Annotated in this window: 11 protein-coding genes and 1 tRNA gene; 8 read left to right on the plus strand and 4 right to left on the minus strand. The window is 56.2% G+C overall.

What is annotated here, in order from left to right:
• Window positions 1-2 precede the first annotated feature (2 nt).
• The 7 genes from G491_RS0110540 to G491_RS0110570 all read left to right on the plus strand — a co-directional run bounded on the left by G491_RS0110540 (window position 3) and on the right by G491_RS0110570 (window position 6578).
• Window positions 3-77 (plus strand) — tRNA-Gln (locus G491_RS0110540).
• Window positions 78-287: 210 nt separating this feature from the next.
• Complete coding sequence (locus G491_RS0110545; RefSeq protein WP_015948122.1) at window positions 288-1226, plus strand: ribose-phosphate pyrophosphokinase; 939 nt, start codon at window positions 288-290, stop codon at window positions 1224-1226.
• Between the two features lie 23 nt (window positions 1227-1249).
• Window positions 1250-1906, plus strand: coding sequence for a 50S ribosomal protein L25 (locus G491_RS0110550; RefSeq protein WP_028314567.1), 657 nt, complete (start codon window positions 1250-1252; stop codon window positions 1904-1906).
• 18 nt (window positions 1907-1924) lie between these two features.
• Complete coding sequence (gene pth / locus G491_RS0110555; RefSeq protein WP_015948120.1) at window positions 1925-2599, plus strand: aminoacyl-tRNA hydrolase; 675 nt, start codon at window positions 1925-1927, stop codon at window positions 2597-2599.
• 91 nt (window positions 2600-2690) lie between these two features.
• The gene (locus G491_RS0110560) at window positions 2691-4745 is read left to right on the plus strand and encodes a sodium-translocating pyrophosphatase (protein ID WP_015948119.1); all 2055 of its coding nucleotides are present in this window, start codon (window positions 2691-2693) and stop codon (window positions 4743-4745) included.
• A 273-nt stretch (window positions 4746-5018) separates the two neighbouring features.
• Window positions 5019-5552: a CarD family transcriptional regulator gene (locus tag G491_RS0110565; protein ID WP_015948118.1), complete on the plus strand. Its 534-nt coding sequence runs from the start codon at window positions 5019-5021 to the stop codon at window positions 5550-5552.
• Between the two features lie 60 nt (window positions 5553-5612).
• Complete coding sequence (locus G491_RS0110570) at window positions 5613-6578, plus strand: RluA family pseudouridine synthase (RefSeq protein ID WP_028314571.1); 966 nt, start codon at window positions 5613-5615, stop codon at window positions 6576-6578.
• 187 nt (window positions 6579-6765) lie between these two features.
• Here G491_RS0110570 and G491_RS0110575 read toward each other — a convergent pair whose 3' ends face one another.
• The 4 genes from G491_RS0110575 to G491_RS33735 all read right to left on the minus strand — a co-directional run bounded on the left by G491_RS0110575 (window position 6766) and on the right by G491_RS33735 (window position 13129).
• Window positions 6766-8037 carry a pyridoxal phosphate-dependent aminotransferase gene (locus G491_RS0110575; protein ID WP_028314572.1) on the minus strand — a complete coding sequence of 424 codons (1272 nt, stop codon included), beginning with the start codon at window positions 8035-8037 and terminating at the stop codon, window positions 6766-6768.
• 339 nt (window positions 8038-8376) lie between these two features.
• Window positions 8377-9168: a formylglycine-generating enzyme family protein gene (locus tag G491_RS0110580; RefSeq protein ID WP_051327172.1), complete on the minus strand. Its 792-nt coding sequence runs from the start codon at window positions 9166-9168 to the stop codon at window positions 8377-8379.
• A gap of 239 nt (window positions 9169-9407) precedes the next feature.
• The gene (glnE, locus tag G491_RS30310; protein ID WP_051327173.1) at window positions 9408-12317 is read right to left on the minus strand and encodes a bifunctional [glutamate--ammonia ligase]-adenylyl-L-tyrosine phosphorylase/[glutamate--ammonia-ligase] adenylyltransferase; all 2910 of its coding nucleotides are present in this window, start codon (window positions 12315-12317) and stop codon (window positions 9408-9410) included.
• A gap of 158 nt (window positions 12318-12475) precedes the next feature.
• Complete coding sequence (locus G491_RS33735; RefSeq protein WP_028314574.1) at window positions 12476-13129, minus strand: TetR/AcrR family transcriptional regulator; 654 nt, start codon at window positions 13127-13129, stop codon at window positions 12476-12478.
• Window positions 13130-13278: 149 nt separating this feature from the next.
• Here G491_RS33735 and G491_RS30320 point away from each other — a divergent pair, with 149 nt between their 5' ends.
• Entirely contained in the window at window positions 13279-14505 is a 1227-nt protein-coding gene (locus G491_RS30320; protein ID WP_051327174.1) for a saccharopine dehydrogenase family protein, read from the plus strand.
• The last annotated feature ends 34 nt before the right edge of the window (window positions 14506-14539 follow it).

Raw genomic sequence — 14539 nt, forward strand, 5'->3', positions numbered from 1 at the left:
GCAGGGGCGTCGTCAAGCGGTAAGACACATGGTTTTGGTCCATGCATTCGGGGGTTCGAATCCTCCCGCCCCTGCCATTTCATTGAATTGCACGTTGCAGTATTGAGCGTGTTACGCGGGGAGCCTGCACCAAGCCGAAACTTTGACGGCGCTAAGGCCGATCTTTGGGACGCACGGCATGCTTAGAATCCTCTGCGCGCCACAGGCCTTGTTATCGGGAAGATGACAGGGCCGTGTTTGTGGTCAAGGGGCGTAATCGGCCAAGAGAGGCCGGAAAAAAGGACGACATGAACGATCTCCAGATCTTTACCGGTAATGCTAATCCCGGGGTAGCCCGGAAAATTTGCGGATATCTTGAAAAGCCTCTCGGCGACGCCGTGGTGAAGACCTTTTCAGACGGCGAAATTCAGATAGAAATCCGGGAGAATGTGCGGAGTAAGGACGTTTTCGTCGTGCAGTCAACCTGTTGCCCGGTCAACGACTCCCTCATGGAACTGCTGCTCATGATCGACGCCTTTAAAAGGGCCTCGGCCAAGCGCATTACGGCGGTCATGCCCTACTACGGGTACGCCAGGCAGGACAAAAAAGTAGCGCCGCGCGCGCCCATCAGCGCCAAGCTGGTCGCCGACTGCCTCACCGCCGCCGGCGCCAACCGGATTATCACCATGGATCTCCACGCCGGTCAGATCCAGGGATTTTTCGGCATTCCCGTGGACAACCTCTTCGCCGCGCCCGTGCTTCTCAAAGACATGAAAAAATCCTATAACCATGAAATCGTGATAGTAAGCCCCGACGCCGGCGGCGTGGAAAGAGCCCGCGCTTTTGCAAAGCGCATGGGCGCCGACCTTGCCATTGTGGACAAAAGAAGGCCCGCACCGAATCAGGTGGAGGCCATGAACGTCATCGGCAACGTTGAGGGTAAAATAGCAATATTGTTGGACGATATGGTGGATACTGCCGGCACCCTGACGCAGGCGGCCTTGGCCCTGGCTGAAAAAGGCGCCAAGGAGGTGCACGCTTACGCCTCCCACGCCGTACTTTCGGGTCCCGCTGTGGAACGGGTCAAAGGTTCTGCGTTAAAGAGCCTGGTCGTCACCGACACGGTTCCCCTGAGCGAAGAAGCCAGCAAAGTGGACAAGATTCGGGTTCTCTCCATCGCAGACGTGGTGGGCGAGGCCATTATCAGAAGCCACACGGGCGACTCGGTCAGCCACCTTTTCGTATAATACTTTAATCGGAGGTAGTATCCTTGAAAACTCATGAACTAAAAGCCAGCCCCAGAACCACCCGGGGCAACGGTCCCGCCAGGGCTCTCAGAAGGGAAGGCTTCATTCCCGCTGTTCTTTACGGACCTGATTCCGAACCCATCACCCTCAGCGTGTCCCACAAAGATCTGTCGGACATCCTGCAAGGCGTGGGTTCCAGTCAGGTCATGTTCAATCTTAATATAGAAGGCGCGGACGCCCCTCGCAAGGCCATGATTAAGGAATTGCAGACCAACGTGGTGAGCCAGCGGTATCTTCATGCCGACTTCTACGAAATCAGCATGGACCGCAAGCTCCACGTCATGGTTCCCGTGGTGGTGGAAGGCAAGAGCAAAGGCATGGAAGAAGGCGGCCTTTTGCAGGTTATTCGCCGCGAACTGGAAGTCATCTGCCTGCCCGGCGACATTCCGGAAGAGTTCGTCATCGACGTGACCGAACTGGGAATCGGCGAAGCCGTCCACTTGTCGGATGTGCCCAAGGGCGACGCCGTGGAATTTCCGGAAAGCGCGGACTTCACCGTAGTGACGGTGGTTGCGCCCACCGCCTCGGCCCTGCCTGAAGAAGGCGAGGAAGGCGAGGAAGGCGAAGAAGGCGTAGAAGGCGGAGAGGCCGAAGGCGCCGAGGCTGCTTCCGAGGAATAGAAGCAGGGCTGAACGTGCATGCCTTTTTTTTCGATTTTTAAACGTGAAATTTTTCGCAAACTTACCGGAAAGGCGAAAGATCGCGAAAACGCCGCGTTTCAGGCCCTGCACCAACCCCAATCATGGCTGGTGGCGGGACTGGGAAATCCGGGAGAAAAATATTCGCAAACCCGTCACAACATCGGGTTCATGGCAGCGGACCTTCTGGGGGAAAAGTGGCGGTTAGGGTTTGAGACTCACGGCGCCAGCCTTTTTGGCGCCGGCCTCATCGGCGAAACGCCGGCGGGCGTGATCAAACCGCAGTCTTACATGAATTTGAGCGGCCCTCCGATTTGGGAGATCGCTGGTAAGTTCGGAATAGACAGGGAACGGGTTCTGGTTATACACGATGATTTGGACCTTCCCTTTGGAAAGATTAAAATCAAAAAGAAAGGAGGACACGGCGGACACAAAGGGATTCAATCGCTGATCCAATCTTTTGGGGACGGGGACTTTCCCCGGCTCCGCGTAGGAATTGGGCGCCCTCCTGCCGGACAGTCCGTTGTGGATCATGTTCTGGGCAGGTTCGACGCCGAAGAAAATTTGGTCCTCGGTAAAGTGCTTGCGCTTTCCGGAGACGCAGTGGAAACGGTTCTTCGAGAGGGAATCTCGAAGGGAATGAATTCATTCAATAACCAACAGATTACAGCCTGAGCAACACCAAAGTCCGCAGCGCCTCGTCGTGTCCGGGCATATGCTGTTTGACGCCGGTGGTTCTCATGGCAGGAAAACGAGGGAGGAAGTAATGGCATTATTGGACGTTTTTATGGCAAACATACCCCTGTATTGCGCCATCGTAGGCCTTCTTGGGGTGGCATTTGCGGCTTTGCTCGCAATTACGGTAAAGAACGCTCCGGCCGGCGATAAGAAAATGACTGACATCGCCGACGCTATCAAGGAAGGCGCTATCGCTTACTTGAACCGTCAGCTCAAAAGCATGGGCGCGGTGGGCATTGTTATTTTTATTGTTATCTTTATTACTCTGGGCTCCAAGGCTGCGTTTGGCTTCCTGGTTGGCGCCGTGGCTTCTTTCATCGCCGGTTATGTCGGCATGAGAGTTTCCGTTATCGCTAACGTGCGTGTGGCCGAATCCGCCAAAAAGGGTTTGTCCGCTGCTCTGAGCCTGGCTTTCCGCGGTGGCGCCGTCACCGGTATGATGGTCGCCTCTCTGGCGCTGACCGCTGTTGCCGGTTACTACACCATCCTGATGCAGGCCGGCGGCGAACATGCCGCTCGCGAAGCTGTGACCGCTCTGGTTGCCCTGGGTTTTGGTGGATCTCTGATCTCCATTTTTGCTCGTCTTGGCGGCGGTATCTTCACCAAGGGCGCTGACGTGGGCGCTGACTTGGTTGGTAAAGTGGAAGCCGGCATCCCCGAAGACGATCCGCGCAACCCCGCCGTTATCGCTGACAACGTCGGCGACAACGTCGGCGACTGCGCCGGTATGGCTGCTGACCTGTTCGAGACCTACGGCGTGACCGCTGTGGCAGCTATGCTGCTGGGCCACCTGCTGTACCCCAACTTTGAACTGGCCACCACCTTCCCGCTGGTTCTTGGCGCCATCTCCATTTTCGCTTCCGCCATCGCCATTTTCTTTGTGCGTCTTGGCTCCAACAGCGAATACATCATGGGCGCTCTGTACAAAGGCATGTTCGGCGCTGCCATTCTGGCCGGCATCGCCTTCTACTTTGTCATCCAGAAAATCTGGGTGGGCAACGAAATCCCGGCCATGAACATTTTCTACGCTACCCTGGTCGGTCTGGTGCTGACGGTTCTCATCGTTATCATCACCGAATTCTACACAGGCATCTACACTCCTGTTAAGACCGTTGCCCAGGCTTCCGTAACGGGTCATGGCACCAACATCATTGCTGGTCTCGGCGTTTCCATGCAGGCTACTGCTGCTCCTGTTATCGCCATCTGCGCCGCCATCTGGTTGGCATATAATTTTGCCGGCCTGTACGGCATTGCTATGGCCGCCATGTCCATGCTGTCCATGACCGGTATGGTCATCGCAGTTGACGCTTACGGCCCCATTACCGACAACGCCGGCGGCATCGCTGAAATGGCTGAAATGGACGAATCCGTCCGCGCCGTCACCGATCCCCTGGATGCTGTTGGTAACACCACCAAGGCTGTCACCAAGGGTTACGCCATCGGCTCCGCCGGTCTGGCTGCTCTGGTTCTGTTTGCTTCTTACGTGTTTGAATTCCAGATTCAGGGCGGCAAAGGCGCTAGCGCCATCGCCTTCGATCTGTCCGATGTTGACGTCATCATCGGTCTGTTTATCGGCGGCCTGCTGCCTTACCTGTTCGCTTCCATGGCCATGATGGCTGTTGGCCGCGCAGGCGGCGCTGTTGTTGAAGAAGTTCGTCGTCAGTTCCGCGAAATTCCTGGAATCATGGAAGGCACCGGCAAACCTGACTACGCTGCTTGCGTTGACATCGTCACCACTTTCGCTCTGAAAGAGATGATGGTCCCCGCCATCCTGCCCGTGCTGGCTCCTGTTGTTGTGGGCCTGCTGCTTGGCAAGGTTGCTCTGGGCGGCCTGCTTATCGGCTCCATCATCACCGGTGTGTTCGTGGCTATCTCCATGACCACGGGCGGCGCTGCATGGGACAATGCCAAGAAATACATCGAAGACGGCCACCTGGGCGGCAAGGGCTCCGACGCCCATAAAGCCGCCGTTACCGGCGACACCGTAGGCGACCCCTACAAAGACACCGCCGGCCCGGCTGTCAACCCCATGATCAAGATCCTGAACGTTGTTGCTCTGCTCATGGTGCCTTTCCTGATCTAATCGCACCCGCGGATCACACGTGATCTAAGCAGTACCCCGGGGCTGGCGCCTTGCGCGCCGGCCCCGATTTTTTTTAGCCCCGCCTAATTGTTTATTTCTGATATTTTCCGGCTGTTGCATCAATCCATTTTTTGTGATATATATATTATGTTAGGCCGGTGTGACAACTGGCGCCCGCGTTTTTGGGCGGGGTGAGCGGGCTTCGGTTTCCGTGGTATGGGAATTGGAAGCCTCTTGTATTTTAATGCGAACAGTAAAATTTAGGTGAATATAATGAGCGAAAATCTGCAGGTAAATTCAAACCAGGACGCCTCGGAGGAATATACCTTTTCCGTCAATGACCTGGCCGTTTACCCTGCGCACGGGGTGGGTCGCATTGAGGCTGTCGAGACCCGCACCATTGGCGGAGAAAAACAAAGTTTTTATATAATGCGGATCCTGGAAAATGACATGGTCATCATGATTCCCACCCAAAACGTGGAATCGGTGGGCCTGCGTGAAGTCATTCGCAAAGGCGATGTGTCCCAAGTTTACGCCATTTTAGGCGAAAAGGAAATCCCCCCCGACAATCAAACATGGAATCGCCGTTACAGGGATTATATGGAAAAAATCAAGACCGGCAGCCTTTTTGAGGTGGCCGGCGTGTTTAGGGACCTTTACCTGCTCAAGGTCACCAAAGACCTTTCCTTTGGAGAACGCAAACTTTTGGATACGGCGCAAACGCTTTTGCTCAAAGAACTTTCCATTGCCAAAAGCTGCACCGAAGAAGTGATTATGTCGGAAATTGAATCCCTGCTCGAGTCCTAACTCCTGGCAGGCAAGGCCGCTCCCCGGGCTCAGCGCATCCAAAGGGGAAGAATCAAGCCCATGACGGGTGATCAAACTTACCAATTCAAAGTTCAAAATAAAGAACAGGGACAAAGGCTGGACGCTTTTGTCCCTGTTCATTGTAAGGACCTCTCCAGAAACGCCTGCGCCCGGCTCATACGCCAGGGCCTCGTTACAGTGGACAAGTCCGTCAAGAAGCCTTCCTATGTTTTAAAGCCAGGAGAAATGGTCTCCGTAACCGTGCCTGAGCCTGAGACGGCGGATATTGTCGCTCAGGACATGGACCTGGCCATCCTTTATGAGGATAGGGATATTGTGGCGGTGAACAAGCCGCCGGGCATGGTGGTGCATCCGGCCCCGGGTCATAGCAGCAATACCCTTGTGAACGCTCTCCTGGCTCACTGCAAGGACCTTTCCGGTATAGGAGGGGTGCAGAGGCCGGGCATCGTCCACAGGCTGGATAAGGACACCTCAGGGGTGATTCTGGCGGCCAAGAACGACGCCGCCCACGCCGGGCTGTCCGAACAGTTGGCCCAAAGGCGTGTGGAAAAATTCTATCTGGCCCTTGCCCATGGAGTCATCAAGGAGGACACGGGCGTTATAGACCTCCCCCTGGCCCGCCATCCTTCGGACAGAAAGCGCATGCACGTTTCCACTCCGGCCAAAGGCAGGGAGGCCTTAAGTCTGTGGACGGTAAAGGAGCGTTTTTTAGACGCGACCTTTGTAAAGGTGCAGATTAAAACCGGCCGGACCCATCAGATCCGGGTGCATTTGGCGGCGCTCCATCATCCGGTGATTGGCGATACGGTGTATGGGGGCAGGAAAAAGCGCGGCCGTTTGCCCGCCTCCGTCCTGGGCAAGGCGCCGCCGCCGGAGCGTCAAATGCTTCACGCCCACATCGTGTCGTTCACCCATCCCGTGACAGGGGAAAAACTGACCCTGACCGCTCCCTTGCCTCAAGACATGGCCCAACTATTGGAGGCGCTCCGGGAGAGCCCAAAATAGCAGATTGGCCGACTGATACCCAGTTGTGATCATTCGAGTAATTTGCGCTTTCATTCAGGTAGTTCTGAAGGACGATTTCATGGGCACGATACTTATCTCCACGGTCTTGCTCAGCAAGTTGCATGACTGTCGGGGGGATAAGTTCATTTCCCCAGAAATTTCAAGCGCCCTTTGAATCCGCCTTTTCTTAAAACTGGTTCAAAAACGTGGATATGCGTTCGCATCCATGAACCAGGTTGGGGAAGACTTCTTCCATATACTCTTCCGTGACGTGGTGTCTGCCAGGCCAGGTGTCCAGGGCTTGCTGCCCGTCGAAATCCACTCCCGCCACCCGGACGCCCAGGTTGGTGGCCGGCAGGTAGAAGTCCGATCCCGGCAGCACGGCCACCCCCACCTCCTCCAACAAGGCATGGGACAAGGAAGCCGCGGTGATGACGTTTTTTTTGGCCAGTTGGCTTCTGAACTTGTCAAAATCCGGAAAGGCGTAAAAGGCGCCGGCGGGCCTGGGACAGTTCAGGCCCATGTCCGTGAACTCATCATGCAGATAATGCATGACGTGGCGGTAGATGTCCCGGGTTTTTTGCACAAAGGGCCGGACGTTTTCAAAATCGCCGTAAGCGGCCAGGGCCGCGTGCTGGATGGGCGCGCTCACTGCGCTGAAGGTTTCGCTGATTACGGCTTTCAACGAATTCATGACCAGTTCCAGGGAGTCCGGTATCAAAGCCACGCCCAAGCGATAGCCGCCGGCTGCAAAGGATTTGGACAGGCCGCCGGATACGATGGTTCCCTCGGGATAATGGAGAGCCAGGCTGCTCATGGCCCATTTATCGTATTCAAGCATGGCGTAGATTTCGTCGGATATGACGATCACCTGATAGGCCTTGCAGATTTCGGCAAGCTCCTTGATTTCCTTTTCGTGGTACAAGGCGCCGGTGGGGTTGTTGGGATTGTTGAAAATAAGCAGCTTTTGCTTTTGCCCCGCTTCGTAGCACGCCTTATCCAGGGCTTCCGGGGTGAGGCGGTAGTTGTACTCCCGATTGGTGGGAATGGTGATGATTTCCTTGCCCCTGAGGGCGGCCTGTGGGCCGTAGCTGACCCAACTGGGCACAGGAACCAGCAGGGGCCCCTCCACCAGGTAGATGATCTCAAAAATCAACTCCTTGCTTCCCGGCCCCACGCACACATTGGAAGACAGAAAGTCGTATCCGAATTCCTTGTTATAGAACCCTGCGACAGCCTCGCACAATTCCGGCAATCCCTGGGTGGGCAGGTAATCTTTTTTGTCCGTGTTTTCGGCCAGGGCCTTTTGTATGACTTCCGGCACCGGAAACGGGGATTGGCCAAACCCGAAATGAACAATGTCCTTTCCCTGCTTACGCAGTTCTTTGGCCCTTAAATTAATGGCCAGGGTTGCGGATTCCTTAAGGCTTAACACCAGCGGGTTCAATACTGGTCTCATGGTTTACTCCTGATTACGCTTCGTTTTGATGCTTTGATATTTTTTCACCTTCTCCGCCTGGGCGGAGCCTCATTGTCCACGCCGTTCGCCGTTCGGCCTGAACCGGCAGTTGCTACCATCGTCGGCGCCGGAATTCAACTCCTAATCCGGCTTAGGGGCCATCATCCTTATCCCATTGGCTCAGGTCAACTTATTCGTTGACTTTATTTAGTTTTCCCACGAGGTGTTGTGGAGGGATAAATCAGGTCATGAAGGATTAGTGGAAACGCAAAAAAAAACCGGAGAAAAAGCTGTGCGCCTTCCCTCCGGCTTTAGGATTCAATCGTCGTTTAAAGGGACTTACTCAATGTCCTTGACCAGGCGAAGGCCGATGAATTTTTGTGGGCTCAGGCTGTTGCTCCGGTAGGCCGAAGAACAGAACTTGGCCTTGGAATACCATCCGCCGCCGCGAATGACTCTCGCCGTTTTCTTCACTTTAGCGTCAGGCTGGAATCCTTTCGGGTCCACGGAAGGGGCATCCTTGTAGTAGTCCTGTCCATAATAGTCCTGGCACCATTCAAACACATTGCCGTAAATGTCGTACAAACCCCAGGGATTGGGCTTCAACTGCCCCACCGGGTTGGTGAATTTTGAATTGCCGTAATACCATGCATACTCGCCTAAGCGGGAGGCGTCGTCCCCAAAAAAATAAGCGGCGGCCGTGCCGGCCCGGGCGGCGTATTCCCATTCCGCCTCCGTGGGAAGCCGGTATGTCTTGGTTCCTTCTTTTTCATTGAGCTTGAGCAAAAAGAGCTCCACATCAGCGTACGAAACCTGCTCTACAGGATTGTTGGGGTTGCTCAGCTTTGACGCATCCTGCCCCATGATTTCCGCCCATTGCTTCCGGGTCACCTCATACTTGCCCATGAAAAAAGGTTTTGTAATCGTGATCTTATGTTCCGGCTGGGCGTCTTCAAACTCTTCTCCTTCAGGCGCTCCCATTGTAAACGCGCCTGCCTCGATTTTTATAAACTCCATCCCGGATGAGTCGGTGAACTCATTTTGCCCCGCAAAAAGATTGGCGGGAGATAACAGCAAGCCCACCACCGCCAAAACGCAACCCACGGTAAAAATACTGATGCTTTTTTTCACATTTTCCTCCCAAGACCATTTTAAAAATCCGGCGCGCACAGGTTGCAATTTTTTATACAATCAGGCTTACAATAATTTTTACCTTAATAACCTGTGAGCGCCGTACAGAATAAAAGTTATGAACACCGTTTCGGCCTGCCAAGGCGCACTGGATGGACACCCCGTTCAGCCGATGAAGCTACGATAATCAATCCTCCTTTGGAATGCAAGCGGCAAAGCGCGAAAACGCACGCCCCGCGCTATTTGCCAAAGAAATGCCTCCAGGCGGCCATGACTTTTTGCCGGACCTCCTCCACCTCTTCCAGCGGGACCATGGCGGGCTTGTCCTCCCGGGCCAGGGCGTGAACGTGCCCGCGCAACGCCAGATAGGCCTCCTTGAGGGAGGTCGCCATGGTTTCAGGCATCAATTGAGCGGCGGTGACGGCTTCCAAAAGACGCATGTTGTCGGTCCAGTCGGTCAGACTGGGCGTGTCGTGCGCCCGGGAGAGGACCAGGTATTGGACCAGGAATTCTATGTCTACAATCCCTCCGGGGCCCTGTTTGATGTCAAAAAGCCCTTTTTCCTTTTTTTCCAGTTCTTTTTTCATGAGGTTGCGCATTTTGACAACCTCCGCCTTGAGGGTTGTATCGTTGCGGAAGGTGCACAGCACTTCGCGCCGGATTTTAAAAAACCGGCTGGCCATGGCCACGTCTCCGGCTACCGGCCTGGCTCTGACAAGGGCCTGGTGCTCCCAGGTCCGAGCCTGATTGCGCTGATAATCCTGAAAAGCGTCCACATGGCTGACCAGCAATCCGCCGCCGCCGCTGGGGCGCAGGCGCATGTCGGTTTCGTAGCAGACCCCGGAGGGCGTGTGGGCGCCCAGGATGTGAATCACCCTTTGCCCCAGACGGGCGAAAAAGGCGCCGTTATACAAAGGATTGGAGCTTTTGGTCATTTCCCCGGTAATGCCTGCATGAAGAAATACCATGTCCAGATCGGAGCCGTAGCTTAATTCAATGCCGCCCAGCTTGCCGTAAGCCACCACGGAAAATCCGCGCTGGCACTGGCCGGAGTTCAGTTGGCAGGTGGGCTCGCCGTGTTTTTTCACCACGTGATTCCAGGCCATGTCCAGGGACTTGGTCAGAATACACTCGGCGATTTCCGTCAGATGGTCGCTCACCCGCATGAGAGGCAGGGCGCCGGTGACGTCGGCGGCGATCACCCGCAACACGTTCACCTGCTTGAACATGCGGAGCTGCTCCAGGAATTCCTCTTCGTCCTCGGGGTCGAGCCCTCGCAGACGGAGATGAAGTTCCCTGTCCAGCTCCCATCTTCTGAGAGGCGTGTACAAAATCCCCGGATCCATCAACTCGTCCAGGAGGGCGGGATACCGGGTTACCAGGGATGCGATCAAGGGGCTGGAGTCGCATAGCTTGACCAGGCGCTCCAAAACCTCCGGGTTTTCCACCAGCAGGGAAAGGTAAGCCGTCCTGCGGATGACCGCTTCCACCAGGGTCAGGACCCGTTTCAGGGCGACTTCCGGCTGGTCGGCCTTGCCGGCCTCGGCCAGGACCGAAGGGATCAGGCGGTCAAGCTGCAATCGGGCGTGTTCGGACAGGCTGCGGCCCTGGGGGGATTTTTTCAGGTCCGAAACCATTTTTTCCGCCTGCTCCGGGTCGTCAAAGCCGGCCAGAGCCAGCATTTCCACGGCCTGCTCCACGGGAACGGTCTGGTGCCAGACCCACAACAAAGCCTGGTCCTCCCCCACACTGGGCCGCTTTTCCTCCGGGTCGGCCAGCAACTCCTCAAAATGGAATTGCACCTTGTCGCGATGCCTGGCCAGGACGTGTTCGAAATCCTCCCAGGCGAAATAGCCCATGGACAGGGACAAACACATTTGCTCGGTCTGGGTTCGGGGGATTTTATGCTCCTGCCGGTCGGCGAATTCCTGGATGCGGTTTTCCGTCTTGCGAAGAAGGATGTAACCTTCTTTCAAATCCTCGCAAACGTCCAAGGGCAGCAATTTATTCTCGCTGAGCAGATCCAGGATTTTCATGATGCCCGGCTCCTGCAAGACGGGCAAAACCCCGCCCCGGAGCAATTGCATGACCTGCCCCACAAACTCAATCTCCCGGATGCCGCCGGGGCCGATTTTTATGTCATGCTCCAGGCCTTTGCGCTTTACTTCCAGGGAAATCATGCGTTTCATTTCCCGAAGCGCCTCAAAAACCGTGTAATCCAGATATTTCCGGTATAGGAAGGGCTTGAGAATCCGCAACAGATCCATGCCTGCTTTAATGTCCCCGGCCACGGGGCGGGCCTTGATCCAGGCGTACCGCTCCCACTCGCGCCCCTGAAACTCGTAATACTGCTCCATGGCGCTGAACGGCATGACCATGGGGCCGTTGGCTCCGTCGGGACGCAGGCGCATGTCCACGCGAAACACCTGGCCCAGGTCCGTCTTGGCGCCGATGACCTTGATAAGGTCTTTGCAGAGTTTGGTGAAATACTCCAGGTTGGTGACGCTTTTCTCGCCGCCCTGGGTGGTTCCGGTATGCTTGTAGGAGAAAATCAGGTCGATGTCCGACGAAAAATTCAGCTCCTGGGCGCCCAGCTTGCCCATGCCCATGACCACCAGGCCGACTTTTTGCCCTTCGGGCCCCGTGGGAACGCCCCATTTGGGAGTCATCCAGTCCGAAAGCACGGCCTGGGCTTTGTCAATGCACGCCCTGGCCAAGGCGCTCAAGCTGTGCAGGGTCCGGAAAAGATCGTCCCAGCCAGCCAGGTCCCGCCAGGCGATGCGCACCATCTCCCGGTTGCGGAAACGCCGGAGCGCGGCCATGAGCCCGTCCTTGTCCTCCACGCCCCGGCAAAACTGATCCAGGGCGCTGCGCATTTGGGCCTCGGCGCTTACGGACCGCAGGTCCGCTTTTGCCAGATCGCAAAACTCCCCGGTGAACCTTTGCGCGTATTGGTAAACAAAATCGCTGCACGTAAAAACAAGAGGCAGCGAAGATAGCACCTGTTCGTTGAAAGGGGGCTCCAGCCCCTTGGCTTCCAACTCCTCTGCAAACGCGTCCACGCGTTCTTCCATCCTGCCCATTAACGCGGCCGGCAGTTCCACGGCCTTCACCTGCTCCGCCCAGTCTGAATAACTTTGGTTCTTCAAGATTCCTCGGTGTTGGAGACATCAAAAGGTTTATTTGCTGCACATGTCGTTATTTTTTAAGCCCTTTCACCCTACTTAATCAAGGAAAAGATAGGCAAGAAAAAACAGTTTACCACGCAAAAGGCGCTTATAGAAAGGAAGGGAGGGAAATTCGCCCCTCAGGAGGGAAGGTATACGGCCAGATACGCAGAGGCCATGGTTTTTAGCTCTTCCAGCAATAGGGCGGCGTTTTCGGCGCCCTCCGGCCTCTGGCTTTCAAACCAGGCAAGATCCAGCATGCAGGTGGAGGTCTCGACGACCGTCCTGGCGGCCGCCATCGCCTTTTGGGAAGAAATATTCGCCCTTCGCTTCAGCAGGGCCTGACATAAGGCCTGGGCATGGCGTTCGTTCATGGCCGCGTCCACGGCCCGCAACTCCGGGCTGGCCTGCATGGCCGCCCGTATGGCCTTCAATCCGGGGATTTCGGCGCCTATCATATATACGGCGTCTATCAGCTCGCGTAGGGCGGGCTTCCAGTCTATGTTCGGATTTTCCAGGTCCCTGTACACGTCAAACAAGGCCTCCTCAGGCAGGGTCGCCTGCTGAGCCAGGGCGTGCACGATGGCCAGCTTGTTGGGAAAGTAGCGGTACACGCTCCGGATGCGGACTCCGGCAAGCTCCGCCGCCTTTTTGGTGGTCAGTCCGTCCACGCCCGAGTCCTCCAGCAATTGGGCCGCCGCCGCCAGAATTTTTTCCCGGGTTTCCACAGCCCGAGCCTGGGTGGGCTTGACCCGCTCGGTAAGTGCAAGCTGGTTGTTTTTATTGGATTTCATGATTTTTCCCAAAAGGGGAGTAATGCTACTTTTTTTCTTGACAGCTCAAATTCAAGGGGTTAGCCTGGGTTCTTAAAGGGAGTATTGCTCCCTTTTTAACAGCATAAGCTAAACCTTCTATCAGGTCAACAAAAACAAGGGGGCCAAACATGAAAATTCTGGCTCTGGGGGGATGCGGGGAAATGGGCGCCTACGCAGTTCGCGCCTTGCTGGATATGGATAAAACGGTGGAAATCGTCGTGGCGGACCGGAACGGGGATGCGGCCAAATCTTTTGTGGAAACGCTGCCGGACAGGGCGTCCTGGATACAGTTGGACATCTCGAATCCGTCCGCCCTGGAAGCGGCGGTCGCAGAGGCGGACGTGGTCATGAACACGGTGGGACCGTATTTCCGGTTCGGCGTTTTGGTGTTGAAGGCCTGCATCCGTTGCGGCAGGGATTACGTGGACATCTGCGACGACTGGGAGCCCACCCTGGACATGCTGGACCTTGACAAGGAGGCGGCCAAGGCGGGAATTACGGCCATCGTCGGCATGGGGGCCAGCCCGGGGATATCCAACATGCTGGCTGTAAAGGCGGTCAAGGAGTTGGATAGGGCGGCCAAGGCTTATACGGGGTGGGACCTGGACAGCGCCAAGCCGGAGAATGTGGGGAAAAATCCCTCCGCCGCCACAATCCACGGCATCCATCAGTTGACGGGCAAGATTCGCGCTTTTGAAAAGGGCCGGTATCTGGACAAAAGGCCCATCGAGCGGCTGTCCCTCAATTATCCGGGGGTGGGAGTCCGCAACGCCTGGACCATGGGGCATCCCGAAGCCGTCACCCTGCCCAGGTACTTTTCCGCTTTGGAGCTAAGCCGGAACGTGATGGTTTCCGACAGGCTGAGCATTTTTCTTATCAAAGCCATAACGACCCTGGTGGACGTGGGCGTGATCTCCCCGGAGCGGGCGGCCTGGCTGGCGGAGCGCGCGGAGCTTGCCAAGGGCGAGAGCAAATCCCCCGAAGCCCGGCTTTCCGCCATGGCCGGCAAGAAAAGCCTGGCCCTGCCTCCGCTGTTCGCCCTGGCTCAGGGGGAGAAAAACGGCGGGCCCGCCTCGGCCGCCTGCATGATCACCAGCGCGCCCAGCGGGGGAATGGCCGGCGCCACGGGAGCGCCCCTGGCCGTGGGCGCCTGGCTGCTGGCGCAAGGCAAGGTGGAGGCCAAAGGCGTATTCGCCCCGGAGGGCTGCCTAAACCCGGAAGCCTTTTTCGACTCTCTGGGGCCTTTGTGCACGCCTCCTCGAAAAAGCGCGGAAGAGCTGACTCTCACCACCCGATCCTGGGAAAAGGTTGGCCTGGGGGAATTGCTGCAGCTTAAGTTTACGGCTGCGGCTTGACGGTGAGGATGTCCTGGAGTTATGTCATGACTTA

Origin of the sequence: Desulfatibacillum aliphaticivorans DSM 15576, assembly GCF_000429905.1 — a bacterium.
In the GTDB taxonomy this organism is placed as follows: domain Bacteria; phylum Desulfobacterota; class Desulfobacteria; order Desulfobacterales; family Desulfatibacillaceae; genus Desulfatibacillum; species Desulfatibacillum aliphaticivorans.

Excerpts from the sequence above, each read along its gene's own strand:
- G491_RS0110570 (WP_028314571.1), top strand. The coding sequence starts at position 5,613 with ATGACGGGTGATCAAACTTACCAATTCAAAGTTCAAAATAAAGAACAG.
- G491_RS33735 (WP_028314574.1), bottom strand. The coding sequence starts at position 13,129 with ATGAAATCCAATAAAAACAACCAGCTTGCACTTACCGAGCGGGTCAAG.
- G491_RS0110575 (WP_028314572.1), bottom strand. The coding sequence starts at position 8,037 with ATGAGACCAGTATTGAACCCGCTGGTGTTAAGCCTTAAGGAATCCGCA.
- pth (WP_015948120.1), top strand. The coding sequence starts at position 1,925 with ATGCCTTTTTTTTCGATTTTTAAACGTGAAATTTTTCGCAAACTTACC.
- G491_RS30320 (WP_051327174.1), top strand. The coding sequence starts at position 13,279 with ATGAAAATTCTGGCTCTGGGGGGATGCGGGGAAATGGGCGCCTACGCA.
- G491_RS0110545 (WP_015948122.1), top strand. The coding sequence starts at position 288 with ATGAACGATCTCCAGATCTTTACCGGTAATGCTAATCCCGGGGTAGCC.
- G491_RS0110565 (WP_015948118.1), top strand. The coding sequence starts at position 5,019 with ATGAGCGAAAATCTGCAGGTAAATTCAAACCAGGACGCCTCGGAGGAA.
- G491_RS0110560 (WP_015948119.1), top strand. The coding sequence starts at position 2,691 with ATGGCATTATTGGACGTTTTTATGGCAAACATACCCCTGTATTGCGCC.